General features: G+C 52.7%; 33 protein-coding genes. 21 read left to right on the top strand and 12 right to left on the bottom strand.

Going from position 1 to position 25,875, the window contains the following annotated elements:
- Positions 1–60: 60 nt before the first annotated feature.
- The 3 genes from TK_RS10150 (at position 61) to TK_RS10140 (ending at position 1,817) form a co-directional block, all read left to right on the top strand.
- Positions 61–345 carry a hypothetical protein gene (locus tag TK_RS10150; RefSeq protein WP_011250975.1) on the top strand — a complete coding sequence of 95 codons (285 nt, stop codon included), beginning with the start codon at positions 61–63 and terminating at the stop codon, positions 343–345.
- Positions 346–485: 140 nt separating this feature from the next.
- Positions 486–1,043, top strand: coding sequence for a transcription factor E (gene tfe, locus TK_RS10145; protein WP_011250974.1), 558 nt, complete (start codon positions 486–488; stop codon positions 1,041–1,043).
- Positions 1,044–1,076: 33 nt separating this feature from the next.
- Complete coding sequence (locus tag TK_RS10140; RefSeq protein WP_011250973.1) at positions 1,077–1,817, top strand: DUF2110 family protein; 741 nt, start codon at positions 1,077–1,079, stop codon at positions 1,815–1,817.
- Here TK_RS10140 and TK_RS10135 read toward each other — a convergent pair.
- The 5 genes from TK_RS10135 to TK_RS10115 all read right to left on the bottom strand — a co-directional run bounded on the left by TK_RS10135 (position 1,795) and on the right by TK_RS10115 (position 7,175).
- Entirely contained in the window at positions 1,795–3,159 is a 1,365-nt protein-coding gene (locus tag TK_RS10135; protein WP_011250972.1) for a hypothetical protein, read from the bottom strand. The genes TK_RS10140 and TK_RS10135 overlap by 23 nt on opposite strands.
- A gap of 129 nt (positions 3,160–3,288) precedes the next feature.
- Positions 3,289–4,176 carry an Mrp/NBP35 family ATP-binding protein gene (locus TK_RS10130; protein WP_011250971.1) on the bottom strand — a complete coding sequence of 296 codons (888 nt, stop codon included), beginning with the start codon at positions 4,174–4,176 and terminating at the stop codon, positions 3,289–3,291.
- An 82-nt stretch (positions 4,177–4,258) separates the two neighbouring features.
- The gene (locus TK_RS10125; RefSeq protein ID WP_011250970.1) at positions 4,259–5,005 is read right to left on the bottom strand and encodes an ABC transporter ATP-binding protein; all 747 of its coding nucleotides are present in this window, start codon (positions 5,003–5,005) and stop codon (positions 4,259–4,261) included.
- Positions 5,002–6,036 (bottom strand): FecCD family ABC transporter permease, encoded by a 1,035-nt coding sequence (locus TK_RS10120; RefSeq protein WP_011250969.1) that lies wholly within the window; start codon positions 6,034–6,036, stop codon positions 5,002–5,004. Before TK_RS10120 ends, TK_RS10125 begins: the two co-directional genes overlap by 4 nt.
- A gap of 5 nt (positions 6,037–6,041) precedes the next feature.
- Entirely contained in the window at positions 6,042–7,175 is a 1,134-nt protein-coding gene (locus tag TK_RS10115) for an iron ABC transporter substrate-binding protein (protein ID WP_011250968.1), read from the bottom strand.
- Positions 7,176–7,443: 268 nt separating this feature from the next.
- On the opposite strand from TK_RS10115, the gene TK_RS10110 reads away from it, so the two are divergent.
- The 3 genes from TK_RS10110 to tdt all read left to right on the top strand — a co-directional run bounded on the left by TK_RS10110 (position 7,444) and on the right by tdt (position 9,486).
- A complete protein-coding gene (locus TK_RS10110) occupies positions 7,444–7,863 on the top strand; it encodes an OsmC family protein (RefSeq protein ID WP_011250967.1) in 420 nt (139 codons plus the stop codon).
- Positions 7,864–7,976: 113 nt separating this feature from the next.
- The gene (locus TK_RS10105) at positions 7,977–8,366 is read left to right on the top strand and encodes a NifB/NifX family molybdenum-iron cluster-binding protein (protein ID WP_011250966.1); all 390 of its coding nucleotides are present in this window, start codon (positions 7,977–7,979) and stop codon (positions 8,364–8,366) included.
- A 127-nt stretch (positions 8,367–8,493) separates the two neighbouring features.
- Positions 8,494–9,486, top strand: a complete 993-nt coding sequence (tdt, locus tag TK_RS10100; protein ID WP_011250965.1) for a tellurite-resistance/dicarboxylate transporter — start codon at positions 8,494–8,496, stop codon at positions 9,484–9,486.
- A 30-nt stretch (positions 9,487–9,516) separates the two neighbouring features.
- On the opposite strand, the gene TK_RS10095 is transcribed toward tdt, so the two are convergent.
- Entirely contained in the window at positions 9,517–10,251 is a 735-nt protein-coding gene (locus TK_RS10095; RefSeq protein WP_011250964.1) for a sulfite exporter TauE/SafE family protein, read from the bottom strand.
- Positions 10,252–10,385: 134 nt separating this feature from the next.
- A complete protein-coding gene (locus TK_RS10090; protein WP_011250963.1) occupies positions 10,386–12,968 on the bottom strand; it encodes a hypothetical protein in 2,583 nt (860 codons plus the stop codon).
- Between the two features lie 225 nt (positions 12,969–13,193).
- On the opposite strand from TK_RS10090, the gene TK_RS10085 reads away from it, so the two are divergent.
- Positions 13,194–13,610, top strand: a complete 417-nt coding sequence (locus TK_RS10085; protein ID WP_011250962.1) for a 4Fe-4S dicluster domain-containing protein — start codon at positions 13,194–13,196, stop codon at positions 13,608–13,610.
- On the opposite strand, the gene TK_RS12255 is transcribed toward TK_RS10085, so the two are convergent.
- From TK_RS12255 to TK_RS10075, 3 genes are read right to left on the bottom strand one after another with little or no spacing between them, the layout of a single operon-like run.
- On the bottom strand, positions 13,600–13,749 hold the full coding sequence (locus TK_RS12255) for a NifB/NifX family molybdenum-iron cluster-binding protein (protein ID WP_232500646.1): 150 nt from the start codon (positions 13,747–13,749) through the stop codon (positions 13,600–13,602). The genes TK_RS10085 and TK_RS12255 overlap by 11 nt on opposite strands.
- 7 nt (positions 13,750–13,756) lie before the next feature.
- Positions 13,757–13,927, bottom strand: a complete 171-nt coding sequence (locus tag TK_RS12250) for a NifB/NifX family molybdenum-iron cluster-binding protein (RefSeq protein ID WP_011250960.1) — start codon at positions 13,925–13,927, stop codon at positions 13,757–13,759.
- Positions 13,920–14,819 carry a cation diffusion facilitator family transporter gene (locus TK_RS10075; RefSeq protein WP_048053764.1) on the bottom strand — a complete coding sequence of 300 codons (900 nt, stop codon included), beginning with the start codon at positions 14,817–14,819 and terminating at the stop codon, positions 13,920–13,922. Before TK_RS10075 ends, TK_RS12250 begins: the two co-directional genes overlap by 8 nt.
- 111 nt (positions 14,820–14,930) lie before the next feature.
- Here TK_RS10075 and hypA point away from each other — a divergent pair, with 111 nt between their 5' ends.
- Genes hypA through TK_RS10045 form a run of 6 tightly spaced genes read left to right on the top strand, consistent with a single transcriptional unit; the run spans position 14,931 to position 17,687 of the window.
- Positions 14,931–15,350 carry a hydrogenase nickel incorporation protein HypA gene (gene hypA / locus TK_RS10070; protein WP_011250958.1) on the top strand — a complete coding sequence of 140 codons (420 nt, stop codon included), beginning with the start codon at positions 14,931–14,933 and terminating at the stop codon, positions 15,348–15,350.
- Positions 15,347–16,093, top strand: coding sequence for an Mrp/NBP35 family ATP-binding protein (locus TK_RS10065; protein ID WP_011250957.1), 747 nt, complete (start codon positions 15,347–15,349; stop codon positions 16,091–16,093). Before hypA ends, TK_RS10065 begins: the two co-directional genes overlap by 4 nt.
- A 57-nt stretch (positions 16,094–16,150) precedes the next feature.
- On the top strand, positions 16,151–16,483 hold the full coding sequence (locus TK_RS10060; RefSeq protein WP_011250956.1) for a hypothetical protein: 333 nt from the start codon (positions 16,151–16,153) through the stop codon (positions 16,481–16,483).
- Positions 16,435–16,953 (top strand): putative toxin-antitoxin system toxin component, PIN family, encoded by a 519-nt coding sequence (locus TK_RS10055; RefSeq protein WP_011250955.1) that lies wholly within the window; start codon positions 16,435–16,437, stop codon positions 16,951–16,953. The genes TK_RS10060 and TK_RS10055 overlap by 49 nt, the downstream gene beginning before the upstream one ends.
- 3 nt (positions 16,954–16,956) lie before the next feature.
- Positions 16,957–17,433: a hydrogenase 3 maturation endopeptidase HyCI gene (locus TK_RS10050; RefSeq protein WP_011250954.1), complete on the top strand. Its 477-nt coding sequence runs from the start codon at positions 16,957–16,959 to the stop codon at positions 17,431–17,433.
- A gap of 35 nt (positions 17,434–17,468) precedes the next feature.
- On the top strand, positions 17,469–17,687 hold the full coding sequence (locus TK_RS10045) for a hypothetical protein (RefSeq protein WP_011250953.1): 219 nt from the start codon (positions 17,469–17,471) through the stop codon (positions 17,685–17,687).
- 36 nt (positions 17,688–17,723) lie between these two features.
- Here TK_RS10045 and mobA read toward each other — a convergent pair whose 3' ends face one another.
- Complete coding sequence (mobA, locus tag TK_RS10040; RefSeq protein WP_011250952.1) at positions 17,724–18,329, bottom strand: molybdenum cofactor guanylyltransferase MobA; 606 nt, start codon at positions 18,327–18,329, stop codon at positions 17,724–17,726.
- Positions 18,330–18,413: 84 nt separating this feature from the next.
- Here mobA and TK_RS10035 point away from each other — a divergent pair, with 84 nt between their 5' ends.
- Both TK_RS10035 and hypD read left to right on the top strand, forming a co-directional pair.
- Positions 18,414–18,641: a HypC/HybG/HupF family hydrogenase formation chaperone gene (locus TK_RS10035; protein WP_011250951.1), complete on the top strand. Its 228-nt coding sequence runs from the start codon at positions 18,414–18,416 to the stop codon at positions 18,639–18,641.
- A complete protein-coding gene (hypD, locus tag TK_RS10030; RefSeq protein WP_011250950.1) occupies positions 18,641–19,759 on the top strand; it encodes a hydrogenase formation protein HypD in 1,119 nt (372 codons plus the stop codon). The genes TK_RS10035 and hypD overlap by 1 nt, the downstream gene beginning before the upstream one ends.
- A 119-nt stretch (positions 19,760–19,878) precedes the next feature.
- On the opposite strand, the gene TK_RS10025 is transcribed toward hypD, so the two are convergent.
- The gene (locus TK_RS10025) at positions 19,879–20,403 is read right to left on the bottom strand and encodes a ferritin (RefSeq protein ID WP_011250949.1); all 525 of its coding nucleotides are present in this window, start codon (positions 20,401–20,403) and stop codon (positions 19,879–19,881) included.
- A 303-nt stretch (positions 20,404–20,706) separates the two neighbouring features.
- Here TK_RS10025 and TK_RS10020 point away from each other — a divergent pair, with 303 nt between their 5' ends.
- From TK_RS10020 to hypE, 6 genes are all read left to right on the top strand, one after another.
- On the top strand, positions 20,707–21,318 hold the full coding sequence (locus tag TK_RS10020) for a hypothetical protein (protein ID WP_011250948.1): 612 nt from the start codon (positions 20,707–20,709) through the stop codon (positions 21,316–21,318).
- A gap of 209 nt (positions 21,319–21,527) precedes the next feature.
- Positions 21,528–23,846, top strand: a complete 2,319-nt coding sequence (hypF, locus tag TK_RS10015) for a carbamoyltransferase HypF (protein ID WP_011250947.1) — start codon at positions 21,528–21,530, stop codon at positions 23,844–23,846.
- A 41-nt stretch (positions 23,847–23,887) separates the two neighbouring features.
- Entirely contained in the window at positions 23,888–24,130 is a 243-nt protein-coding gene (locus TK_RS10010) for a hypothetical protein (RefSeq protein ID WP_011250946.1), read from the top strand.
- Positions 24,117–24,443: a type II toxin-antitoxin system VapC family toxin gene (locus TK_RS10005; RefSeq protein WP_011250945.1), complete on the top strand. Its 327-nt coding sequence runs from the start codon at positions 24,117–24,119 to the stop codon at positions 24,441–24,443. Before TK_RS10010 ends, TK_RS10005 begins: the two co-directional genes overlap by 14 nt.
- Complete coding sequence (locus TK_RS10000; protein WP_011250944.1) at positions 24,443–24,769, top strand: nucleotidyltransferase domain-containing protein; 327 nt, start codon at positions 24,443–24,445, stop codon at positions 24,767–24,769. The genes TK_RS10005 and TK_RS10000 overlap by 1 nt, the downstream gene beginning before the upstream one ends.
- A gap of 89 nt (positions 24,770–24,858) precedes the next feature.
- Positions 24,859–25,875: a hydrogenase expression/formation protein HypE gene (gene hypE, locus TK_RS09995; protein ID WP_011250943.1), complete on the top strand. Its 1,017-nt coding sequence runs from the start codon at positions 24,859–24,861 to the stop codon at positions 25,873–25,875.

Below are 25,875 nucleotides of genomic sequence, written 5' to 3'. Positions count from 1 at the left end.
TAAAAGAGCATCGCCTTAATGATATGGTAGCAGAAGGGGCTTAGGCTGGAGGTGAGTCCTTTGGAAGTCGTAATCGACAACTTCAAGCCAAAGATTACCCGTCCTTTCAAAAGGAAAAACGAGTACTGGGTCAAGCTCATCACTGAGGATGGGGAGTACATCATGAAGTTTAAAAGCCCTCTGGAGGCTGAAGATGCCATCTATGGAATGCTCGATGACCTTCAGGTTTACGGGGGCAAGGTAAAACTGAAGCTCCGCGAGGGGAACGTGATAGAAAAAATCGAGGTTCTTGAGCTTTACAAGCCCTCTGCCAAGGAGCTTCTGGACGAATACTTTAATGATTGATGTCCTTTTCTGTTCATTATAGTTTCTATGGAGACGGGAAAGGTATATATATCATTGGGCCCTATTTTTCTATTGGAGTTTACCCGTTAAGGCGATTGTATCCACTCAGAATAAAATCAAACTCTGGGAGGCTGCTGTCAGTGGCAAAGCGCAAGAACAAGGAGCTCCTCGAAATCGCACAGGAGATAGGTGGAGAAGAGGCCGTTGAGGTAGTCAAGGCTCTCGAAAAAATGAAAGAGGCCACCGATGAAGAGCTGGCAGAGGCAACAGGCATAAGGGTGAACACGGTAAGGAGAATACTCTACATGCTCAACGACGAGGGGCTGGCCGACTTCAAGAGAATCAGGGACCCTGAAACCGGATGGTATTACTACTACTGGCGCCTTGAGACCAAAAAGCTCCCCGAAATAATTCGTTCCAGAAAAATGGCGGAGCTTAAGAAGCTCAAGGAGATGCTGGAGGAGGAAACCAGTGAGATATACTACTGGTGCGGCACTGAGGGGCATCCAAAGCTCACCTTTGATGAGGCAATGGAGTACGAGTTCCAGTGCCCGATCTGCGGCAAGATGCTCATGCAGTACGACAACACACACATCATAGAGGAACTCAAAAGACGAATTGAGGAGCTTGAGATCGAGCTGGGCCTCAAGAAGAAGCCCAGAAAGACCTCAAAGAAAAAGAAGTCAAGGTCTGAGTGAATGGCCTCTTAATGAACTTCGGGGATGGTGAAGATGCGGGAAGTTGTTATTCTGGAGAAGGTTTATGGAGACAGAAGCGGCTTTGAAAAGCTGAACAAAAAGCTCCGCTCGCTTCTCGGCGAGCTTGATGTTGAGTGGAAGCTCTCAGCTGTTAAGAAGAACTGGGTGAAGGTAACCCTCTCAGGGGAAGACGAAGAGGTAAGTGCCAACCTCGTCAGAGAGGAGTTCGGCGAAGTCCCCTACAGTCTGAAGAACGTGGAAGAAGGCCAGAGCTACCGCGGACGCTTCATCGACCTTGGAAAGGTCGGCTACGGGGCCTACGTGGACATAGGCGTGTTCAGACCGGCCCCAAAGGACGCTTTGTTGCCCCTTTACTACCTCAAAAAGACCTTCGGAGACATTCCGGTCAGGGGGATGATACGCAGGTTTGGATGGGTTGATAACCTTCCAGTGGAAGTGGAAGTCACTAGGGTCGAGTTTGGAGCTAGGGAAGTCGAGCTGGCCTTCACCGAGGAGCAGTTGAAGCGCATCAAGTCATGGATAAGTGACGGATTCGACAAGCTCTTTGTTGTCGGAACCATCAGTGAAAAAGTGGAGGAAGCACTCATAAGGACGGGTCACGGAAGGGACGTTAAGAGGCTGGAGGAACTCGGCCTTATGGAGACCCTCCTGGTTCTGAAGAAGGGCACCCAGGCTCCTGGAATCATAAAGGCCATAGGACCACACTTGCCCGGAGCCGTCTTCGGGGCAATCAAATTTGAGGAGAAGCCCTGATCAGCCTGACGGCAAGCACAGATAGAGAGAAGAGTGCATAAGGAAGAAGCTCGGATTTAAAGGGTGTTAAAAGCAGTAGTATCCCAGTAACGACTCCAACGAACACCGTTGGACCCTTTTTCCGGATTTTGATATCTTTTCTTCCCCCAATAATCTTAGCCCCAACATACACCAGAACTACCAGCTGGAGCAACGCTTCTTTCGCGATATTTTCAGTTATAATCTCAGTATGGAATGCTCCAGGATACCAAGGCGATATCCAGGATTTTCCAAGATTGTAATATACCCAGAGGGCTCCAATTGATGATAGCAGTAAGTAAGGAACGTTTCTGCTGACCCTACCCGGGAATACTATAACAAAGACAAAGGGCAAGAGAGCCAGACAGGGATTGAAGGCCGTTCCCACCACCGTGAACAGCGCCATCAAAAGCATCGAAAAGACCCCCGAAGAAGAGGGGGCGAAGTTTGAACTGCACACAATTGCCACCACAACCGCGAAGGCCAGCAATCCCAATATATCGTTCGAAGTCAGGAGCCACTCCCTAAACGAGGGCGCGGAGAGCACCAAAAAGAACGCCACAATACCCAGACTGCGTTCCCTTCTATGGGCAGTGTAAGCGGTTACGCCGAGAAGGACAAAGATCAAAAGCCACCTCACTGCCCAGAACAGCCTCTCATCGGGGGGAAGAACTTCCAGAGTGTGGGAAATTATTACGATGGGCACATCATTGATAGGGGCGCCGTTCAAACGTGCCAGAGAAAGGTAGAGTGTTTTTGAAATCAGGTGTGCAGGGATTGGTTCGAGTAGAACCCATTCCCCTAAAAGAAGAGCACCCATCAGGAAGGTGCTTCCAGCGTAGCTCCCGTCCCTTCTTAAAACTAACATCAGGATAACAGCATAAACGATAATGCTCAGAGTAACAACCGCAATTTTTACAGTGTTCTCTTTTATATCAACAAACGGCTCGTATGTCAGATAAAGGTTCTCAGAGCTTCCGGTAATCAGGACAGTGCCATTCAGCACAATGATTGAAGGCTCTAGAGAAGCAGAGGGATCAAGGCCAGTCTCGTTCCAGATCTTGGCAATCAGGTCGTTTGTATAAACGTTCCCAACGAGAACGAAGGTATCGTTTCCGTGTGTTTTGACAGCGGAGAGCTTTTCATCGACGTAAACAGCCCATCCCCTCGACCATGGGTCGTTGCCCGGAACAACTTGATACGTCAGATTCGAATCAAGAAACTTCACGAACGCATCTTTGTTAGGGCGATAACTAACCTCAGCGGCTGAAACGGAGCCCGCCAGCATCAGTATGAGAAACAGAGCAGGAAGAGCCTTCTTCATCTGCCTCCCGCAATTGGTATGAAAAAGGTGTTAAAAAGTTAATGCAGCCTGGTCCAGCGCGGCCCCATCGCTTCGGCTCCCGCCGGCCTGAGCCGCGCTGAAAAGGTTGAAATGTAAAACTTAAAGGGTTTACTCCTCAGCTTTCTCGCCCTTCATTTCCTCAAGCTTCTTAACGAGCTTCTCAGCCAGCTCCATGAATGCCTTTGCCGCCATGGTGTCTCCATAGAGGACTATCGGGATTCCCGCATCGCTGGCCTCCCTGGCCTTGAGGTCTATCGGTATTTCACCGAGGAACTCAACGCCTTCCTTTTCGGCGAGCTTTCTTCCACCACCCCTGCCGAAGAGGTCTATCTCGTTGCCGCAATGCGGGCAGATGAGGTAGCTCATGTTCTCGACGACCGCTATGTAGGGAACCTCCATCTTCTTCATCATGTTGACGGCCTTCCCAGTGTCGAGTAGGGCTACCTCCTGTGGAGTTGTGACTATCACAGCCGCATCAAGGGGGATGCTCTGGGTAACGGTGAGGATTTCGTCGCCGGTTCCAGGCGGGAAGTCGATTATCATGAAGTCAAGTTCTCCCCACTTTGTATCTCCAAGGAGCTGTTTTATGGCCTTGGTCACGAGGGAACCGCGCCATATGACAGGCTGATCCTCTGGAACGAGGAAGCCCATGCTCATGACCTTGATAGGAGTTACCTGACCCATGAAGTCCGCCATTGGGGGGATCATCTCAAACCTTCCATCGTCCATTCTCTCGGCAAGAACGTCGGCCTTGTCAACGCCGAGCATCTTGGCGACGTTCGGCCCGTGTATGTCGGCATCTAGGATTCCAACGAAATAGCCCATCTTCGCGAGGGCGGCAGCGAGGTTGACCGCGACTGTGCTCTTACCAACGCCGCCCTTACCGCTCAGGACGGCTATTTTGTACTTCCACTTCTTCTGCTTCTCCTGAATCCTCTGGGTGAGCGGATCGGCGCCAAGTCCGCCTATGTTGAGGGTAGGAGCTTTGATCGTCATCTGCAACACCTCCGACTTAGGTTTTCCCAAGGGCTTAAAAGGTTTGTCCAGAAATTTGACAGTACTGCCCACATTTGAGTAATTAGAGGGGGACAACAACCGGAATCCCGTGCACCTCCCCGATTTCGACCTCCGTTCCGTAAACCTCCCTGAACAATGAAGGCTTCAGGATCTCACGGCCACCGTCCGCAACAACCCGTCCCTCTGAAATGAAGACGAACCTCTCCGCAAAGCGGATGGCGAGGTTGATCTCGTGCATGACCATGATAACGGTTTTGCCCCCAGAAGAGAGCTCGCGCGCAAGCTTCATGACCTCAAGCTGGCTCCTGATGTCAAGGTTGTTCGTTGGCTCGTCAAACATAAAAATCTCAGGCTCCTGTGCCAGGGCGCGCGCTATGCCGACCTTTTGAAGTTCGCCACCGCTCAGCCCCCTGGTGGGCCTTAAGGCGAGGTGATCTATCCCCAGCTTTTTCAGTGCGTTTTTAACGACCTCTACATCCCTCTTCGAGGGCCTCAATCCCATGTAGGGTCTTCTACCAAGCAGAACTGTATCGAACACGGTCATAAAACCCGGTTCCGTTCTCTGCGGGATATAGGCCACAAGCCTCGCTAGTTCGTTCCTAGAGTACTCCCCAATTGGCCGTCCTGAGATATAAACACCATTGCACCTGAGGATTCCAGAGAGACACTTCAGCAGGGTGCTCTTCCCGGCGCCGTTCGGGCCGAGTATTGCGACAAACTCCCCATCCTCAATCTTCAGGTTGATGCCCTTCAGGACTTCAGTGCCGTTGTAGGAGTAGTGAAGGTTTCTGGCCTCAACAGCGGTCATCTTCGTCCCTCCATCCTGACGAGGAGGTATATGAAGGCCGGAGCTCCAAGGAATGATGTCACTATCCCAACGGGGAGTACAGTGGGGGCAAGTACAAGCCTCGCAACGGTGTCCGCCGTGACGAGGAGTAAAGCACCTGCGAGGGCCGAGAGGGGTATCAGAAACCTGTAGTCTCCCCCCGCTATGAGCCTGATAAGATGTGGAGCTATCAAGCCAACAAACCCTATAACCCCAACGAAGGCCACACTGATGGCAGTTATCAGGGCGGCAAGGAAAGTGGATACGAGGCGAACCCTCTCTACCTCCACACCAACGCTTTTGGCCACTTCCTCTCCAACTGCGGAGGCGTTCAAATCCCACCTCTTCACGATGAAGTATGCAAACACCGGTGCAAAGACCAGGAGCAGTATAACGTCCTCCCTCCAGGTTGCTCTTCCAAGGTCGCCGAAGCTCCAGTAGACCATCGCCGCTAGCTGGAGTTCATCCGCAAAGTACTGGATGAAGGTCGTTAGTGCCACAAAGAGGGAGCTCATAGCTACTCCGGCGAGGATTATTGCCTCTGGGGAAAGTCCCTTGAGCTTTGCCAGCAAAAGAATCACGCCCACAGCAGCCATGGCACCAGCGAACGCGAAGATGACCACTGCATACGGGTTGTCGAGCGAGATTCTACCGGTGCTCTCCGCATAGCCGGCACCGAGGATTATGGCGAGAGAGGCACCGAACATAGCCCCGTGGGAGACTCCCATTGTGAACGGACTCGCCAGGGGGTTTCTCAAGAACCCCTGCATTACCGCGCCGGAGACGGCGAGGGAAGCACCAACGAAAAGGGCGGCAACTATACGCGGCAGGCGAACCTTCCAGACTATGAGGTAAGCGTTTCCGCCCTCCCTTCCAAGGAGCGTGTTTATGACATCACCCGTGGACAGTGAGTACGAACCGTGGGACAGAGAGTACAGGCTAACCAGGAGTGTGAGAAGAAGTAAAAAGAGGCCGATGAGGAACTTTCTGGCGATGTATCCCTCGTAGTCCATGGGCATCACGGTGAAGTTGGCAGTGAGTACTTAACGGTTCCGTTCTCGAAGTCTATCTTTCCGAAGCCGCCGAACTGCTCCTTGAGGGTTTCATAGACCGGCTTTCCAACGAGGAATGCATAGATTTCGTCCGCTTTCTTCACTGGATCAACGTCGCTGAAGCGCTCCGGGTAGAGAACTTTTCCAATGTAGTAGGTATCTGCTATAGCCGTTCCGAGGTTGGTGTTGTAGAAGTTGAACGGGAGCAGTCCGTACACCCTGCCCTCTTTTAGGGCGCTCAGTGCCCTGTAGAAGTCCGGGTTCTTCCTATAGTCGTCGAGGATTATTTTCAAGCCGCCTTCATCGATGAAGAGGTAGTCCGGGTCTTCCTTGAGGAGCCACTCCTTGTCAACGGTCTTCCAGCCGGGGCCGAGGGAAGAGGCTATGTTGGTGAGGTTCAGCACTTCGAAGGGGGCGTAGTCGCCGTAGGTGCTCTCTATTCCGTGGGCACCCTTGTAACCTATCCCACCTACGTAAACCCTTGGGCTCTTCTCACCCTTCATCCTCTTCTGCAGGTCTTCCTGGACGGAGTTTAAGAAGTCAACGAGTTCCTTTGCCCGCTTTTCCCTGTGCAGTATTTTACCTGCCAGCTGTATTGATTCTATGAGCTGAGGATCGTTGAAACCTTTCATTCCTCCCCTCGCACCGTAGCTGAGGACAACGACTGGAATCCCAGTCTTCTCCTGAATCTCATCGGCCTGCTCCTTGCTTATGAATACCGCTATTATCACGTCAGGGGAGACGTTGGCGAGTGCTTCGAGGTTGGGAAGCTTTCCAGGGCCTCCCGGGCCTATGCTCGGGAGGTTCTTCAGCTCCGGGTGAGCGATGATGTAGGGCCTTCCGTAGGAGTACTTCTTCTCGAAGTCCTCCACTCCCACGACCATATTGCTCGCGTTGAGGTAGACGATGAGCCTAAGGGCTCCTGGCCCGATGGCAACGACCTTCTGGACATTCACAGGAACCTGGACGATTCTGCCCAGGGAGTCTGTTACGGTTATGTACTGCTGTGAGGCTTTCTCTGCCCCATTTGAGGAAGTACCCACGCAACCGCCTGCAAGAACTACGAACAGCACCAGAAGAACTGCCATCAATCTCTTCATTTCAGGCCCTCCATTCGAGTTTGGTTATCCCCCCTGGGATTTTCCGGGGATAGAACTGGTGAGTTTTCAAGGGGTGGAACACTCCGACTCGGAGTTTCCCTATGTACTGGAGCACAATTCCCATACGATCATCGGGCGTGTTCTTCATTGTGTCACCGAAACCCAATATAGTAACACGATTTAAATGCTTTTTGGAAAATTAGTGTTCTTAACCTTTGGTTTGTACTGGGTTTTAAAAATGGCGGGGATAACTTTCAATGGTGATTTCATGAAGCGCCTTGAGTATTCAGCACACCTGAAGTGGGACGGCAACGTCGGAAGTGAAGCGAAGGTGAGGGAGTTTACCTTTCACATAGACACGAACACGGACGGCCACAACAAAGGACCAAACCCGACGGAATACCTCTTGGCCGCTATAGGTGGCTGTCTGACTGTCAACTGGGGCAGGCTGATCAAGAAGATGCGTCTCGACGTGAAGGGCTTTGAGGTAGAGGTCAGGGGCTGGCGCGGGCTTGACGAGCCCCAGCTGAAGGAGATAACCTACAAGATCACCGTCTTCACTAACGAGGACGAGAAAAAGATTATGCGCGTTAAGGAGCTGGCCGAGAAGTACGGGACGGTCTTCAACACCGTCGGGGCGGAGAAGATAAAGGGAGAAGTTGAGATAATAAAGCCGGCAGATCCGTGAGCTTAAGATGATCCTATGGCATCTTCTTATAACCGATGTGTCCAAGGAGTAAAGGCGTGCATATGCACAAAGCTTATATTTGAAAAATGATTCATGGTTGTGGTGGTGATAGCATGAGAATCGCGCTTCCTGTAGATGAAGACCTTGGACTGGAAAGTCCGATGAGCGGACACTTTGGAAGGGCCAGGTACTTCGCCTTCGTGGACGTGGAGGACGGCGAGATAAGGGGCGTTGAGGTGGTTCCTGTCCCCTTTGAGGAGCACGGCCCAGGTGATTTGCCCAACTTCATAAAGGAACACGGGGCCGAGGTCGTCATCGTCTACGGGATGGGAAGACGGGCGATGGAATACTTCAACCAGTTTGGAATAACGGTCGTAACCGGCGCCTACGGAAAGGTCGGCGATGTAGTTAAGGCCTTCATCGAGCAGGTTCTTGAGGTTGACCCCCACTGGAAGGAGAAGATAGAGCGGGAGAAGGAAAAGGGAGGGCACTGCGAGCACTGATTGTTTCCATTTTCATTCCCGTTCTCTCCATTCTTTCTATGCTCTTTTTGCCATTTAGGGGTTCTCAACTGAACGTTCAAAAAACGCTTAAAAACAAAAATATGGCGATTTCTTCAGGTGAAGAAAAATGAGAATAAACGTGAGAGATTTTGCACCGAGCTGGTTTGCGAGCGTTATGGGAACGGGAGCCCTGGCGCTGGTCAGTAAGGCATACTCCTCGAAGCTTCCAGCGCTTGGCACGTTTTCGAAGGCACTGGTGTATTTGAACGCCGCGGTCTTCTTCATTCTCCTAATACCCTGGCTGCTGAGGTGGATCAAGTATCCCTCTGAGGCGAAGAGAGACCTCTACCACCCCGTAACGAGCCACTTCTACGGAACGATGCCGATAGCGATGACGATAGTGGCGATAAACCTCGCAATGGTCGGCCACAGGGAAATAGCCCTCCCGCTCTGGATTCTTGGGAGCATTCTCGTCGTGGTCTTCGCCCTCCTGATACCCTACCTGTTTTTCGTGGGTGAGGGGGTAGATGTAAAGACGATAACGCCAGCGTGGTTTATACCGCCGGTTGGGCTTATCGTGATACCTCTCACGGCCCTGCCGTTCCTCCCGCAGTCCCAAACGTGGAGAGAGGTTTTTATTGCGTTCAACTACTTCGGCTTCGGCGCGGGCTTCTTCCTCTATCTGGCCCTCTTCGCCATAGTGATGAGGCGCTTCATAACCCACGAGCTCCTCCCGCCCATGATGGCGCCGGCAGTCTGGATAAACCTCGGACCGCTTGGAGCGGGTGCAGTGGCGCTGTTAAACCTCGTTAAGGTACTGCCCGTTGCAGGAGAGGCTTTCAAGGGCTTTGCCTTTATCCTCTGGGGCTTCGGACTCTGGTGGCTCATCATGGCTATCCTGATGACGCTCCACTACCTCAGAAACCTGCATCTCCCCTACAGCCTCGCCTGGTGGGGCTTCATCTTCCCCCTTGGGGCCTACGTGAGCGCGACCTACAACGTTGGGACGAGCCTCGGGATAGGTGCAATGGTGGACTTCGGTTTTGCACTCTACTGGTTCCTTCTGGCCCTGTGGCTGGTCACGGGGGTTAAAACGCTTCTCCACGACTTTTCCTCGTGATTTTCCATTTTTCTCCCTAATCAAAAATAATCAGAGAACCTTGAGAACCATCTTCAGCGCTATCAGGTAGAGAATAACGCCGATTACCTTCTTTACCTGCTCGGAACTCATCTTGAAGTGCATGAGATGTGTTCCGAGCCAGCCGCCCGTTATAGCGGAGATTGAAACAACCCCTAGGAGCTTCCAGTCGAGAGCGCCCATACCCCAGTAAGTAAGGAAACCGCTCAGGGATGAGAAGAAGACCACCAGAGCCGTTGTCGCGGCCACTTTTTTCGGCTCGTAGCCGAGCATTATGAGCGTCGGGCTTATTATACCCCCTCCGCCGACGCCGAGCAGTCCGCCGAGGAACCCTGCCAAGCCTCCGATGAGCGAGCCCTCTACGATATGGTTCCCATCTCCGTCCCTCGGCCTCGGCTTGAAGAAGATCATCATAGTGCCAGAGTACAGGAGAAATATTATGAAGATCCAGAGGACGTATTCTTTGGGTATGAACTTACCCGAGTAGGCCCCGAGGGGAGCAAAAATCGTCGCCATAACCAGTATCGGGAGACCGAAGCGGTGGTCGAGCTTGCCGTGCTTGATGTTCTTGATCGTCGCCGAAAGCATCGAGAGGGTGTTTATGAAAAGGCCAGTGGGCTTCGCAACCATGAGGGGTATTCCGAGCCACATCATAGTCGGGACTATTGCTATCGCGCTTCCGACTCCGCCGATGGAGAAGATGACGCTCAGGATGAAAGCTATGATGCCGACTGCTATGTAGTCCATTAGGCTCATCTCATTTTTGTTGTCATGCCAAATGAAATGACGCTCATTTAAAAAGTTTTTTAAATGTTAAAACAGATGCTCTCATATTTTAGGGAGCACGCTTGAAGTGGAAGAATTGAGAAAAAGAGAAACGCTCACTCGCGCCTCACGTCCAGCCCGAACCACACCTTAGAGCAGCCACCTGAGACGCCGCAGACGTCAAAGTCCAGCGACCAGTACTTGCTCGGGATTCCTGATGTAACGTCCCAGTCGAAGTAGTCGTCATCGAAGACTATCGTTATCCCAACGTTACCCATCGGGTCGTCGTCGTTGCCCCACTTTCCGGCATCTTCTTCCCAGCCTGAGTACTCCATGTAGAGGAATGGAACCCTAGCGTCGTCGCGCTCCAGCATGGCCAAGCCGGGCTTCAGGGAGAGCTCGTTCCCGCTGAGGTACTTGTGGAAGAGCTTTGATGCCGAGCAGGGCTGGCGGTTGAAGGTCGCTCCCTCGCTTGAGCTCACCGGATAGGAGTAGGCGTAGCCGGCTGGAGCTAAAACGTTAACCTCGACGTTGTGGAGCCCCTCAGTTTCACCGAGGCTCTCAAAGCCAGCGCAGGCCCTCGCATAGTAGTAATACTCGTCGTCCCCTATCTCGGTGTCCTTCGTGAAGTCCACCTCTAGGAGCTCCGCCTTGAGGTTGTCGTACTTGAGAAGCCTCGGCACCTCCACCTCGTAAATGACGTAGGTTACGCGCATGTTGCCGTCCCTCGATTCTGCGGTCACGCGGTAGCCCCTGGTGAAGTCGGCCTCGTTGGGGTGGAGCACGTAGACGGCGTTTCCGACCTTGTCGGGTTCCGCTCCAGCAAGCCAGTTGAAGACGCTCCCCCAGAGCTCGTCCCCGCTCTGGCCCGTCGCCAGCCAGTTCATCCATGTAGCTCCTTTGTAGGCGTAGTCCGCCACCGTCCCAATCTCCCCGGTGGCCATTCCCACGGCGAAGTCCGTTAGGTAGCCTACCGTTTTGGTGACGTATTTCCCGGGCTCGTCTCTATCCCAGCCCGCTGTTTCGAGGACTATGATCTTGTACTTCTTCGCCTCGTCAATGGGCATCGCGAGGATCGGATAGCCGTTCACGAAGGGCATGTTGAGAGAGCCCGTCATCCTATCGTCGTGATACAAAAGTCTGCTGTTGTCCTCAGCCTCGACCCAGTGGCCGATTGGATAGCCGAAGGTGTAGATGGAGCTGTGGTTTATCGGCCAGGCCTTTCCATCGGGCCAGGTCATTCCGTAGGCCCACGAGGAGAGCTGTATTTCCCCCTCCGCATAGTCCCCGTTCTCCTTTACAAAGACGTCCTCCACAACAGCCACCAGGTAGAGGTCAACGTCCTTCTCGATGCTCATTCCCTCGCTTGCGTCAACCCAGAGGTTGCTCTTTGCTGGAAAGCGCTCGATCCAGTTCGTCATCCAGAAGCGGAACTTCCTCCACGGGACGAGGCTGTAGAAGTTCTCTATCCTGAGACTGACCTTCTTTCCCAGCTGGGTGTTCTCAACGGTCACGTTTCCATCTCTGAAAAGGCTCCCGGATTCATCTTTCAGCTCGTAGTTTCTATCTCTAACTTCAAGTATCCAGTCGGCCATTCCGTCGTCACTGCTATCAATAAACCCTGTGAATGACAGCCAGGTGTCCTTCGTTACGTAGAACTCAAAAATCAGGTCGTACTCGCTGCTCGTGGTCCTGATGCTCACTGGCTCATCCTCTATACCAAAGAAGGCGCTAGTGTAGTAGTCTATCCTGCCCTCTTTGGCCTTTATCACGAAGCTCTCCTTCGATGGGTAGGTGAAGGTAGAAAACTTGGAGCTCATCGGAACGGCCTCCATGCTCATGTAGGTCTTCTCCGGAAAGATTGAGGAGAAGTTCTCGAGGATGAAGCTCGCAGAGGAGCCCTTAAGCTCAACCGTCCCCTCCTGGAGCTTTAGAGGGCCGTTTCCGGTAATCTCGTAGAGCGTGAAGCTCCCTCCGCTTATCCCGCCGTATAGGTGGACCTCCCAGCGCTTCCCGAACTCGTCTCCCTCGCTCAGCTTCATCACGGTTGGCTGGTACGTTACCTTCTTCCCCGTTACGGGATCCATAATGAAGGGTACATGTATGTACTGACTAAGGAGGCTCTCGTTCTTGAAGTGGAGCGTTAGAGTCACGCTTTTCCCGGGTTCCGTTGATGACGTGGCCAGACCAACCCACTCGATAACGTCCTCCTCGCCCGGAACGCTTGCCATAGAGCTCAGAGGGCCAACGTAAGTGAGGTTCGGCGGGTTTAGGGGCACCAGCTGGAGAACGGGCTCGAGTGTTATGTTGAGGAGAATATCCTCCGGCAGGGAGAAGCCGGGGCCGCTCCCATCGATGGTCTTGTTGTCCTCGCATCCAAGGTCCTCGTCCATGTCCCCGGTACATATCGGCAATCCATCCTCGTCGAACTGGACACTCCCATTAGGCGTCGGCGTTTCCGTAACTGTCCCCGTGCCCGTCTCAGTATTGGTTTGAGTGACCGTTTCAGTAACAGTTTCGGTTGTGGTTGCTGTCCCAGTGTCTGTCTCGCCTATATGATCAGTGGAAGTGCTTACGCTCGTTCCAGTTTCGGTCGTCTGGCCCCCTCCAGTGGAAACGGGGCCGTTCTCCACGCATCCGCCTATGAGAACTAACCCGGCTAGCAACATAAAAACCAGAACACGGTAGGTTCTTTTCATCACGACACCTCCGCTCCAAACCGGAGCAGAAAAGAAAAACTGGATGCCCATAGCGGTTTGGATTGCTTTTATTTTGTCGTCATTTTATTTAAGAGTTTTCTCTAGCTTCCATTTGCCTACATCCAAAGCTTCTGGACACTTCTGCCCAAAACTCTTGGTTGATAACCTAGATATATGAAAAATATTTTAAATGAAAAAGATTCAGCATAAATTGAGGTGGGTGAAATGGCCGATGTTAAGGCTCCCGTCATCGGGAGGGACGCTCTCGGGAGAGAGGTTAAGGACCTAAGCGTTATTCCGTGGTGGGGGGTTGATAGAAAGGAGATAGAGTGGTATCCAAAGATAAACTACAGCGTCTGCGCCCGCTGTGGCCTTTGCTTTATAACCTGTGGACGGAGGGTCTTCGACTGGGACACCGAAGAGGGAAAGCCCGTTGTTGCGAGGCCCTACAACTGCATGGTTGGTTGCAACACTTGTGCAATCCTCTGCCCATGTAACGCCATAGAGTTCCCACCAAAGGAGTACGTTAAGAAGCTCGTCATAGAGCACGGGATCATAAGAAAGGCCTTTGAGATAACAAAGCCCCTGACGAAAAAGAAGGAAGAAAGCACGAACGGAGCTGAGAGCGTGTTCAATCCTTGAGAAGGTTTAGAACGTCTTTGACATTTTCCCCGGATTTTACTTTAATTATCTTAACGCCCCCCGCCTCAAGTATTGCCTTTCCCTTCGGGCAGTCCATAGGGGTCAGCAGTACGTTCACTCCCAGGTTGACCAGAAACATGGCCACCTTAGAACCAGCTCCGTAGGGCTCCTCTCGGTAGGGGGTTCTCGACAATCTCCACGCTTTTTACTTCTCCATCCTTAAGCTCCACCAGAGTGAAGGTCTCGGCCCTCACGAGGCTCTCATGCACTCTGTCTTCAAGCCCACCTCTGGATGTTGGGACTGCTACCCTAATCACCTTTCTCACCGCAGATCGTGTTTTTATCCTCACACCGCCCAGCCTCGAGCTGAACCGTCACGTGGGTTATCCCGAAGCGCTTAAGCCTCTCCTCAATCTCGTCTATTAACCTCTGCGCCTCGCTTATCGGCATGTCGTTAACTTCGACGTGACACTCAAAGTGGATCTCCTTCTCCCCTATCCGCCATACGTGGAAGTGATGGGCGTTCCTGATACCCGGAATACTCTCGATTTCGCGTTTTATCTCATCAAGATCTAAATCAGGAGCCGCTTCCATGAGCACCTCCACGCTCTCCTTCAGTATCTCATAGCCCTCGCGGAGGATGTAAACCGAGATTAGAACCGTGACGAGGGGATCGATCCAGAGAACATCCCATCGTATTATCGCGATTCCACCTATCACGACCGCAACCGAAGAGAGCGTGTCGCTCAGGAGATGCAGGTAGGCGGAGCGGACGTTCATGCTCTCGTGGGCGTGCTCATGGAGCAGGAGAACCGAGATTAAGTTGGCGAAGAGGCCGATTAGAGCAACCCCGAGCATCAGAGGGCCGTCTATTGGCTCTGGGTTCTTAAAGCGCTTGTAAGCCTCAACGAGGAGGAAGAGCGCAACACCGACCAGGACAGCGGAATTAACGAACGCGACCAAAATCTCAGCCCTCTTGTAGCCGAAGGTGTACTTCTCGTTCTTCTCTCGCTCGCCTATCTTTATGGCGAGATAGCTCGCGAGGATACTCATTGAATCGCTGAAGTTGTGAAGGGAGTCGCTGAGAAGGGCCAAACTTCCGGAGAGGATACCACCGATGACCTCGGCTAGGGTTATCACGATGTTCAGGGCAAAGGAAAACAGCATCCTGCCCTTAAGCTCGCCGTGGTGATGGTGGGCCACTTTCATCCCCTCATTTCGATTTCCGTTCACTCGTTCAAAAGATTTTTGTTATGTAAACGGATGGTTTAAAACTCAGACCTTTTTAAGGTAGCACTCCAATAGGAACTCGGTGATACCATGCACGAGTGGGCGCTTGCCGATGCGATAGTAAGGACGGTCTTAGATTATGCTCAAAGGGAAGGGGCAAGCAGGGTGAAGGCGGTTAGGGTTGTTCTTGGGGAACTCCAGGACGTTGCGGAGGACATCGTGAAGTTCGCGATGGAGCAGCTCTTCGCCGGGACGATTGCTGAGGGTGCTGAAATAGAGTTCGTCGAGGAAGAGGCCGTCTTTAAGTGCAGGAATTGTAACTATGAGTGGAAGCTCAAGGAGGTAAAGGATAAGTTCGACGAGAGGATTAAGGAGGACATCCACTTCATCCCGGAGGTCGTCCACGCCTTCCTCGCCTGCCCGAAGTGCGGCAGTCATGATTTCGAGGTCGTCAAGGGAAGGGGAGTTTACGTTGCTGGAATAAAGATCGAGAAGGAGGGAGGGTCATGAACGCGATAGACCCGAGGGAGATAGCGATAAACGCGAGGCTTGAGGGAGTCAAGCGGATTATCCCGGTCGTCAGCGGAAAGGGCGGTGTTGGAAAGTCCCTCGTCTCAACTACTCTCGCGCTCGTCCTGGCTGAGAAGGGCTACAGGGTCGGCCTCCTCGACCTCGACTTCCACGGGGCCAGCGACCACGTCATCCTCGGCTTTGAGCCCAAGGAGTTCCCCGAGGAGGACAGAGGTGTCGTTCCGCCGACTGTTCACGGGATAAAGTTCATGACTATCGCGTATTACACGGAAGACAGACCTACACCGCTCCGCGGTAAGGAGATAAGCGACGCGCTAATAGAGCTGCTCACGATAACCCGCTGGGACGAGCTGGACTACCTCGTCATAGACATGCCGCCAGGTCTTGGCGACCAGCTCTTGGATGTCCTCCGCTTCCTCAAGAGAGGCGAATTTCTCGTTGTCGCTACACCTTCAAAGCTCTCCCTCAACGTCGTGAGGAAGCTCATCGAGCTCCTCAAAGAGGAAGGACACAAGGTCATCGGCGTCGTTGAGAACATGAAACTCCGTTCGGAGCAGCTCGACGACGAGAAGGACGTTGAAAAGCTCGCCGAGGAGTTCGGCGTTCCCTACCTGGTCGGCATACCATTCTACCCCGACCTCGACGCGAAGGTTGGGAACGTTGAAGAACTAATGAAGACGGAGTTCGCCGGGAAGGTGAGGGAGCTGGCGGGGAGGCTTTGATTTTCATTTTTGAATTTCGAAAGCTTAAAATACTCCTGGGGAGTACGCGTTAATGCAATGAGCGAGGCCGTGAACCCCAAACTCTACAGCATTGAAAAACTTCTGGAGGACAAGGACAAGAGATTGCTCGTTTCTGAGGTAGTCCTTAAGCTGGCTGAGGCCCTGGGTGTGACCGTTGAAGACTTTCTCGGTTACATGGAGTGGAAGGAGAACATGGGGAAACTTGAGAGGGCTGAAAAAGAAGCCCAAATTCCAGAATCAATCCCTGTAGAGTTCCCAACAGAGGATGCCCCCGAGGGGCTTGAAGAGGCTCTCAATGAAATCGAGGAGGACATTCAAAAATGGCAGAAAATCGAGAGGCGGCTGAAGGAGATGGGGTTAGAGTTGTGATAGAGACTTCGGCGTGGATTTCTTTTCTCCTCAGCAAGAATCCAGAGAAAAACGCAGTTGCGTTTATCCTGAACCTCATGCTTAATAGGGCCGTGGTGAATTACATCTCGAAGGAAGCGCTCGAAGAGGTTGAGCAGAAGTTCGCCCACCCGAAGATAATGGGGCTTCGCTCGGGCTTTGCCCCGCGGAATCCACTCCAAGACCCAGCCATCCTCTTGAAGCTTATAAAAGAAATCAGCGTGTTTGTTGAGCCCAAAACGAGACTGTCACTGTGCCAAGATGAAAGCGACAACAAGTGGCTTGAGCTCGCCCTCGAAAGCGGCGCGGATGCAATAATCACGTACGACCGAGACCTCTTAGACATGAGGAACGACGAAAAGATACTTCAGATAGGAGACTTTCAGGTATACATCCTCAGGGGGCTGGAATTCATTGAGCTGTACCGGAAAGGAATTTTCAGGGGGTATTGAATAATGAGCGTCCTTGAAGATGTCTTCTCCGGGAAGACGCGGATCGTAATCTGCGGGATCGGAAACGACGTGAGGGGGGACGACGCCTTCGGCGTTCTCGTCGCCGAGAGGCTGAAGGAGCTGGTGAAGACCCCAGATGTTCTCATCCTGAACTGCGGCGAGATGCCGGAGAGCTACGTCGGTAAGATAGCGGCCTTTAAGCCAGACTTGGTGGTCTTCGTTGATGCCATCCACTTCGGGGGTGAGATTGGGGAGTTTATAATCGCCGACCCGCTGAAAACCCTCGGGGAAGCTGTATCGACCCACGGGCTTCCTTTGAGGATTGTGGCGAGCTATATTAAAGAGCAAACGGGGAGCGATATAGTCCTCATCGGCTGTCAGCCGGGTTCGACGGGCCTCTTTGAGGAGCCGAGCGAACTGATAAAGGAAAGGGCGGAGAGGCTGGCTGAGCTGATTGCGGAGATTCTGAAGAACAAGTAAGAAAGCTATTTAAAACTCCGTGAAAATTTTTGATCGTGGTTAAGATGGGCACGATAACAATCCACGTCCCTGCAGGAATCGATCCAAGAATTGCACGGGGCTTTGCCAAGCTGGTGGAAGAAAGGCTCAGAGAATTAGCTGAGCTCAACAATATTTTAAAGAACTCCACGCTTACCAATGAGGACATTGAAGAGATCGCAAAGGACATAGGGGCGAGGAGGAGGGCTTTCTTTGAGAGAAAGAATAGCGGTTGATACCAACGTGCTCTTCTGGTTTTAGCCATCCTCAAATCATCTCAATGTATCCGGATTGTCTCGGGTTCTCAGTGGAGTGAGCCTCCTTAAATCCTCCCTCGTGTTAACGTTGAAGAAGCTCTCCCTCCAGCCCTCTGGCAGTTTTTCAATCTCGATGTAACAGGCGTCGCTCTCCCTTATAGCCTGGTTTATAGCGTAGTTTCTGGACTTTATCCTCTCCTCCAAAAAATCCCTGAAAGAACTTGAGTAAGCGGCGTGGAGCGGTTCAAGGTAGCCGTTGCTCCACCTCGGCACACAGGCTGGCTTTTTGGCCTCTTCAAAGCGCTCGACGATGAAGTCTATGAACTCCGGGACGAGGAGGGGCATATCGCCGGCGACAACAAAGGCGTCACCGAGGCTCAGGGCGGTGAAAATCCCACCCATCGGCCCGATCATCAGCTCATCAACCACAACATCGTGCCCAAAATCCCTGAGCTTCTCCGCGTTTTCCTTTGATGCAACTAAGACTATCTCGTCTATTTTCTCCGCCTGCTCCAGCCTCTCAATGGTGTAGAGGAGGAGGGGCTTTCCGCTGATCCTGAATAGGAGCTTGTCTCCGCCGAAGCGTCTGCCCCTCCCTCCAGCCAAGACTGCTCCAATCATAGTCATCACACAGTTTGGGGTTCTAAACCCCTGGTTTAAAAAAGCCCTATAAGAGCCTTGCCCAACTTTAAAGTGGTGAGAAAAATGTGCCTTGCAGTTCCTGGAAAGGTCATTGAGGTAAACGGCCCCGTTGCTGTCGTGGATTTTGGGGGAGTAAAAAGGGAGGTAAGGCTTGACCTAATGCCAGATACCAAGCCAGGAGACTGGGTTATCGTTCATACGGGCTTTGCAATAGAGAAGCTGGACGAGAAGAAGGCGATGGAAATCCTTGAGGCTTGGGCAGAGGTTGAGAAGGCCATGGAGGGGTTCTGATGGAGGAGCCCTTTGAGGCCTACCGCTCGCGTGAGGTGGCCATGAAACTCGTTGAAAAGATCAGAGAGGAAGCGAAGACCCTCGACGGTGAAATCAGGATAATGCACGTCTGCGGAACCCATGAGGACACGGTAACGAGGCACGGAATCCGCTCGCTTCTTCCGGAGAACGTTAAGGTCGTCAGCGGGCCGGGCTGTCCGGTCTGCATAACACCGGTTGAGGACATCGTGGCGATGCAGCTCATCATGAGGAAAGCCCGGGAAGAGGGAGAAGAGATAATCCTGACGACCTTCGGCGACATGTACAAGATCCCGACGCCGATGGGGAGCTTCGCCGACTTAAAGAGTGAGGGCTTTGATGTCAGAATCGTCTATGGTATCTTTGACACCTACAGAATCGCCAAGGAGAACCCGGACAAAACCGTCGTCCACTTCTCGCCGGGCTTTGAGACGACAACCGCTCCAGCGGCCGGAATGCTCAACGTCGCCGCCCAAGAGGAGCTTGAGAACTTCAAGATATACTCCGTCCACAGGCTAACCCCGCCAGCCGTTGAGGTGCTCCTCAAGCAGGGCACGGTCTTTCAGGGCCTCATAGCCCCTGGTCACGTCTCCACGATAATCGGAGTGAAGGGCTGGGAGTACCTGACAGAAAAGTATGGTATCCCTCAGGTCGTCGCGGGCTTCGAGCCGAACGACGTCCTCATGGCGATTCTTATGCTCATCAGGATGTACAAGGAAGGCGAGGCGAGGATAATCAACGAGTACGAGCGGGCTGTCAAGTACGAAGGCAACGTGGTCGCCCAGAAGATGATAGACAAGTTCTTCGAGGTCGTCGATGCCAAGTGGCGTGCCCTCGGCGTTTTCCCGAAGAGCGGCCTCGAGCTGAGGAAGGAGTGGAAGGATTTCGAGATAAGGAGCTTCTACAAAGTAGAGGTTCCCAAGAACCTGCCCGACCTCGAAAAGGGCTGCCGCTGCGGCGCCGTGCTGAGGGGACTGGCTTTACCTACTGACTGCCCCCTCTTCGGAAAGACCTGCACGCCGAGACACCCGGTCGGGCCGTGCATGGTGTCCTACGAAGGAACATGCCAGATATTCTACAAGTACGGCGTGCTGTTCTGACTTCCTTATTTTTTGTTGTACATTTTGGGCCTCATTCTAACGGTTTCATAAGAGAACTACCTCATCATCTTCCTTCTCTGGAAGTTCTTCCTCAAAAAACTAGGAAGAGAAAACAAGAATCACTCACCCTTCTGAGTGAGCAGTGCCCTGAGCTTCGGCGCCCTGGCTCCAAGCTCCCTGTCGAGCATGAAGAGGCCCTGGGGGTTGTCGCCGATTATCTTGAGCTTGTCGACTATCGCCTTCGTGCTGGCCTCCTCCTCGACCTGCTCCTCGACGAACCACTGGAGGAACTGGTAGGTAGCGTGGTCTTTCTCCTCCTGGGCAAGTTCGACGAGCTTGAATATCGACTGAGTAACCCCAACCTCGTGGAGGTACACAGCCTCGAAGGCCTTCAGCGGGCTCTCGAAGGTCTGCTTGGGCTTCTCAATCTTCTCAAGCTCTACCTTGCCGCCCCTGTCGAAGATGTAGTCGTAGAACCTCATGGCGTGTCCAAGCTCCTCCTCGGCCTGGGCCTCCATCCAGGTGGCGAAGCCGTCAAAGCCCATGTCCTTGAAGTAGGCCGCTATGCCCAAGTAGAAGTATGCAGAAAACAGCTCCTTGTTAAGCTGTTCGTTCAGGGCCTTCAGCATTCTCTCGCTCAGCATTTCCATCACCTCACTTCTCTGTTGTTTTCGAACGTTATAAGTTTATCTATCGAACTACCATCGGAGCTCTAGCAGGAGAGCAGTACCACCCCGAGTGATTGACACTGTGATGATTCCACACATTTGTGGTGTCTAAATGTCAAATATTTGGCTATTTTTTGACTCGATTTTGTCATCTGTTCAAAAAGAAGTGTGATTAGGATAACAAAAGTTCATTAGGAGAACCAAAAAGGTTATATTCCTTAACTGCATTGGACAATAACGAGAACAAACACCCATAGCTGGGTATTGGAGGTGGTGCCAATGGCGAAGACGACCTTTGAGGAGGAAATCTACCTTAGGGCCCTCACTGGAAGGCTGGTTGGAAAGGCCCTCGCAGACCTCGGGCTCAACAAGGTTGCCGTCGTTGCCAGCAGGAACATAATCTGCTCCAGCATAGCCACCGCAACCGAGGCTACATACATAACCCTCAGCGGAGGAGTGACCTACCACTTCCTTGCAGAGGCAGGCAAGGAGGCGGACATCGCGAAGCGCGTCAAGGAGTTCGCCCCGCAGGTTACAGTCCTCCAGTTCGGTGGTGAGACCCCGATCGAGGAGACCAAGAAGATATTCGTAGAGACCCTCAGACAGTTCGCCGAGCAGGACGTTCCTGGAGCATTCGTCGTCCACGTCAGGATATTCGCGGCAGGAGGACTCGCCGAGGCCCTTAAGGACGAGAAGATCAGGGAGTACCTCGGTAAGAAGGATCTCTTCGTCTACACCGTCGGCTTCGATGAGGGCAAGGTCTACGTCAACAAGATACTCCTCGACGGCGAGGAGATCAAGCTCGAGAAGATAGCGGAGTACCAGGTCACCCTCGAGCACGCCGACCTGCTCAATCGCTCCCTCAAGGACAGGAGCGTTACATTTGCCTGATGGCGCTATTCCGCTTTTTCCATTTCTAGCCTATCTCTTGAAGGAACTCTTTTCCGAATTCTGTTTCCCATAATGGAGGCTCTCGTTTCGTAGTTGGTCCAGAAGGATGACAGTGGGCACCAAAGGTTCAGAACTCCATTATGGTTTTCAACTTTTGGTTTTGGAAAGGTATAAAGGCTCAGAAGGTCAAAACAAAACCGGTGAGAGGAATGAAGGCCTATCACATTCACGTTCAAGGCATCGTTCAGGCGGTCGGATTCAGGCCGTTCGTCTACAGAATAGCCCACGAGCACAACCTGCGGGGCTACGTCAAAAACCTCGGCGATGCGGGCGTTGAGATAGTCGTTGAGGGCAGGGAAGAGGACATCGAAGCCTTCATCGAAGACCTCTACAAAAAGAAGCCTCCTCTGGCGAGAATTGACCGGATTGAAAAGAAGGAAATCCCGCCGCAGGGTTTCGACCGCTTTTACATTGAGAAAAGTTCCAAAGGGGGAAAGGGCGGGGATTCCATAATCCCACCTGACATAGCCATCTGTGACGACTGTCTGAGGGAGCTTTTTGACCCCACCAACAAGCGCTACATGTATCCCTTCATCGTCTGTACAAACTGCGGCCCTAGGTTCACGATAATTGAGGACCTCCCCTACGACCGCGAGAACACGACGATGAAGGAGTTCCCGATGTGCGACTTCTGCCGGAGCGAGTACGAGGATCCTCTCAACAGGCGCTACCACGCCGAGCCGACGGCCTGTCCCGTCTGTGGGCCTTCATACAGGCTCTACACCAGCGACGGGCAGGAGATATACGGCGATCCGCTCAGGAAGGCGGCCGAGCTCATAGACAAGGGCTACATAGTGGCCATCAAGGGAATAGGAGGAATCCATTTAGCGTGCGACGCAGCCAACGAGGAAGTAGTTGCTGAACTGAGGAGGAGAACCTTCAGGCCACAGAAGCCCTTCGCGATAATGGCCAAAGACATCGAAACCGTCAAGAGCTTCGCCTATGTGAGCCCAGAGGAAGAGGAGGAGCTGACATCCTACAGACGGCCGATAATAACGCTCCGCAAGAAGGAGCCCTTCCCGCTCCCCGAGAACCTCGCGCCGGGGCTTCACACCATTGGAGTCATGCTTCCCTACGCTGGAACCCACTACATCCTCTTCCACTGGAGCAAAACTCCGGTTTATGTAATGACTTCGGCCAATTACCCAGGAATGCCGATGGTCAAGGACAACGAGAGGGCTTTTGAGGAACTTAAGGATGTAGCCGACTACTTCCTCCTCCACAACAGGAAGATACTGAACAGGGCAGACGACAGCGTGATAAGGTTCGTTGATGGGAAGAGGGCCGTGATAAGGCGCTCCCGCGGCTTCGTGCCACTTCCAATAGAGATACCTTTCGAATACAACGGCCTGGCAGTTGGCGCTGAACTCATGAACGCCTTCGGCGTGGCAAAGAACGGAAAGGTCTACCCGAGCCAGTATATAGGCAACACCGGGAAGGTTGAAGTCCTCGAGTTCATGAGGGAGGCAATAGCACACTTCAGGAAGATTCTCAGGGTGAAAAACCTTGATCTCATCATAGCCGACCTCCATCCGGCTTACAACACGACGAAGCTTGCAATGGAGATGGCCAACGAGCTGGACGTGGAACTCCTTCAGGTTCAGCACCACTACGCCCACATAGCGAGCGTCATGGCCGAGAAAAACCTCGATTCTGTCATTGGGATAGCGCTCGACGGCGTTGGCTACGGGACAGACGGAAACACTTGGGGCGGGGAAGTCCTTTATCTGGGCTATGAGGACGTTGAAAGGTTGGCCCACATCGACTACTACCCTCTCCCGGGCGGGGATTTGGCGAGCTACTATCCATTGAGGGCTCTGATGGGGATACTGAGCAAGGTCTATTCGATTGACGAGCTTGAAGGTGTTATAAACCGCTGCTGCCCGAAGGCCGTCGAGAGCCTCAAGTACGGAAAGGTCGAGTTCAACGTCGTCCTCAACCAGCTCGCCAAGGGGATAAACACGGCCTACGCTTCTTCAACGGGAAGAGTCCTCGATGCCATTGCCGTCCTCCTCAACGTCGCCTACAGGAGGCACTACGAGGGAGAACCGGCAATGAAGCTTGAGAGCTTCGCCTTCAAGGGCAAGAACGACCTGAAGTTCGAGGTTCCAGTTGAAGGAGAATTGATAAGGGTTGAAGAGCTGTTCCAGAGTATCCTTGAGGCAATTGAGGGGGCATCACCCGCGGACATAGCCTACTCCGCCCACCTCGCCCTCGCGAGGGCCTTTGCCCACACTGCCGTCGAAAGGGCCAGAGAGTTCGGAGTGAAGAACGTTGCCCTGAGCGGAGGAGTTGCGTACAACGAGCTCATAACCAAGATGATAAGAAAGGTCGTGGAGGCGAACGGGCTGAACTTCCACGTGACGACCGAGGTGCCGAGAGGGGACAACGGGGTAAACGTCGGTCAGGCATTCCTCGGTGGGCTCTACCTCGAGGGCTACCTAACGAAGGAGGATCTGATGCTGTAAGATTTAAGTTGAGAAGGGACAAAGTTCTTTGGGGTGAAAGCATGGGAAAGGTGATCACCATTAGGGTACCCGACTGGGTAAGTGAGGATTTCGTGAGGAGGGTAGAACGACTAGTTGAGGAGGAGATAGAGAGGGCTTTCGCCTCTGGGAGGGTGGATAGGGAAACCTATCTCCGCTTTATCGAGACGTACAGTACCACGGATGACGTTCTTCTTGAAAACGATGAAGAAATGCTCTCAGAGATGAGAAAAAAGGAGAAGGCGAGGATAAATGGTAGTTATTGACACAAACATAGTCATAAGACGAGTTAAGGCGGGAGAGGAAATAAGAGAGAACATCACAGAGGTTACCGTGGTTGAATATCCCCCTGTCATAACCTATCGGAAATTTCATGGAGAGGTACTTCTGATAACCCGAAGAAGTATTGCAACGGCTGTAGAACTTCAAAGAAGGCTCAGAAAAATTGGAAGACCAAAACAGTTTGCGGACATTATGATTGCGGCAATATGCATAACCAATGGTGAAAAACTCATAACCCACGATTCTGACTTCAAAGACATCAGAGAGGTCTCGGAACTGGATGTGGAGGTCGTATAATGCCCGTTATTCCAAAAGAAGAGCTCCTCAAAATTCTGCGGGACGTGAAGGCAAGGCTCCAAGAAATCCTCGGAGAGAACCTAGTCGAGATCATCCTCTTCGGCTCCTACGCGAGGGGAGAGGCTGAAGAGTGGAGCGACGTGGATGTACTCGTCGTTGTGAAGCGGTGGCCGACGCTTGAGGAGCTCGACAGAATGGCAGAGGCGACCAATAAGTATGCCATCGAAAAAGGAGTGGCGATATCGCTCATACCCTACATCGAGAAACCGGACATGAGCTCGGACCCACTGATCCTCAACGTGATGCGGGAGGGCATAAAAGTATGATCAATTACCCTGCCATAATACGCAAGGCGAGGAGTTTTTGGACTTCACACGCTCATACCTGAAGGAAAAAGGTCTGCTGGGTGATTAAAATGGGTGAAAAGATAAAGCTCGAACACGGAGCCGGTGGAGAAATAATGGAGGAGCTTTTGAGGGACGTTATCCTAAAAACCCTGACGCTGAAATCCGCCGGAGGCATAGGGTTGGATGCACTCGACGATGGTGCCACAATACCCTTTGGAGACAAGCACATCGTCTTCACGATAGATGGACACACGGTAAAGCCCCTCTTCTTCCCTGGAGGAGACATAGGCCGCTTAGCGGTCAGTGGAACCGTGAACGATCTGGCCGTTATGGGTGCTGAACCGATAGCACTTGCAAACTCGATGATAATCGGCGAAGGCCTTGATATGGAAGTCTTGAAGAGGGTTCTCAAGTCCATGGACGAGACGGCAAGGGAAGTCCCCGTTCCAATAGTCACGGGCGACACCAAGGTCGTCGAGGACAAAATAGAGATGTTCGTCATAACCGCTGGAATAGGAATAGCGGAGCACCCGGTAAGCGACGCCGGGGCAAAGGTCGGCGACGCCGTGCTTGTCAGCGGGACTATAGGCGACCACGGCATAGCCCTGATGAGCCACAGGGAAGGTATAGCCTTCGAGACCGAGCTCAAGAGCGACGTCGCACCGATATGGGACGTTGTCAAAGCTGTCGCCGAGACAATCGGCTGGGAGAACATCCACGCGATGAAAGACCCGACGAGGGCCGGACTGAGCAACGCCCTCAACGAGATCGCTCGCAAGAGCAACGTTGGAATCCTCGTGAGGGAAGCTGACATCCCGATAAGGCCAGAGGTTAGGGCTGCCAGCGAGATGCTGGGAATAAGCCCTTACGACGTCGCAAACGAGGGTAAAGTGGTCATGGTAGTCGCGAGGGAGTACGCGGAAGAGGCCCTTGAGGCAATGAGAAAAACGGAGAAGGGCAGGAACGCGGCGATAATCGGTGAGGTAATAGCTGACTACCGTGGCAAGGTTCTCCTCGAAACGGGAATAGGTGGAAAGAGGTTCATGGAGCCTCCCGAGGGAGACCCCGTTCCGAGGATATGCTGA

The organism is Thermococcus kodakarensis KOD1, from assembly GCF_000009965.1.
In the GTDB taxonomy this organism is placed as follows: Archaea; Methanobacteriota_B; Thermococci; order Thermococcales; family Thermococcaceae; genus Thermococcus; species Thermococcus kodakarensis.
This window is presented reverse-complemented; position numbering and strand designations above follow the sequence as displayed.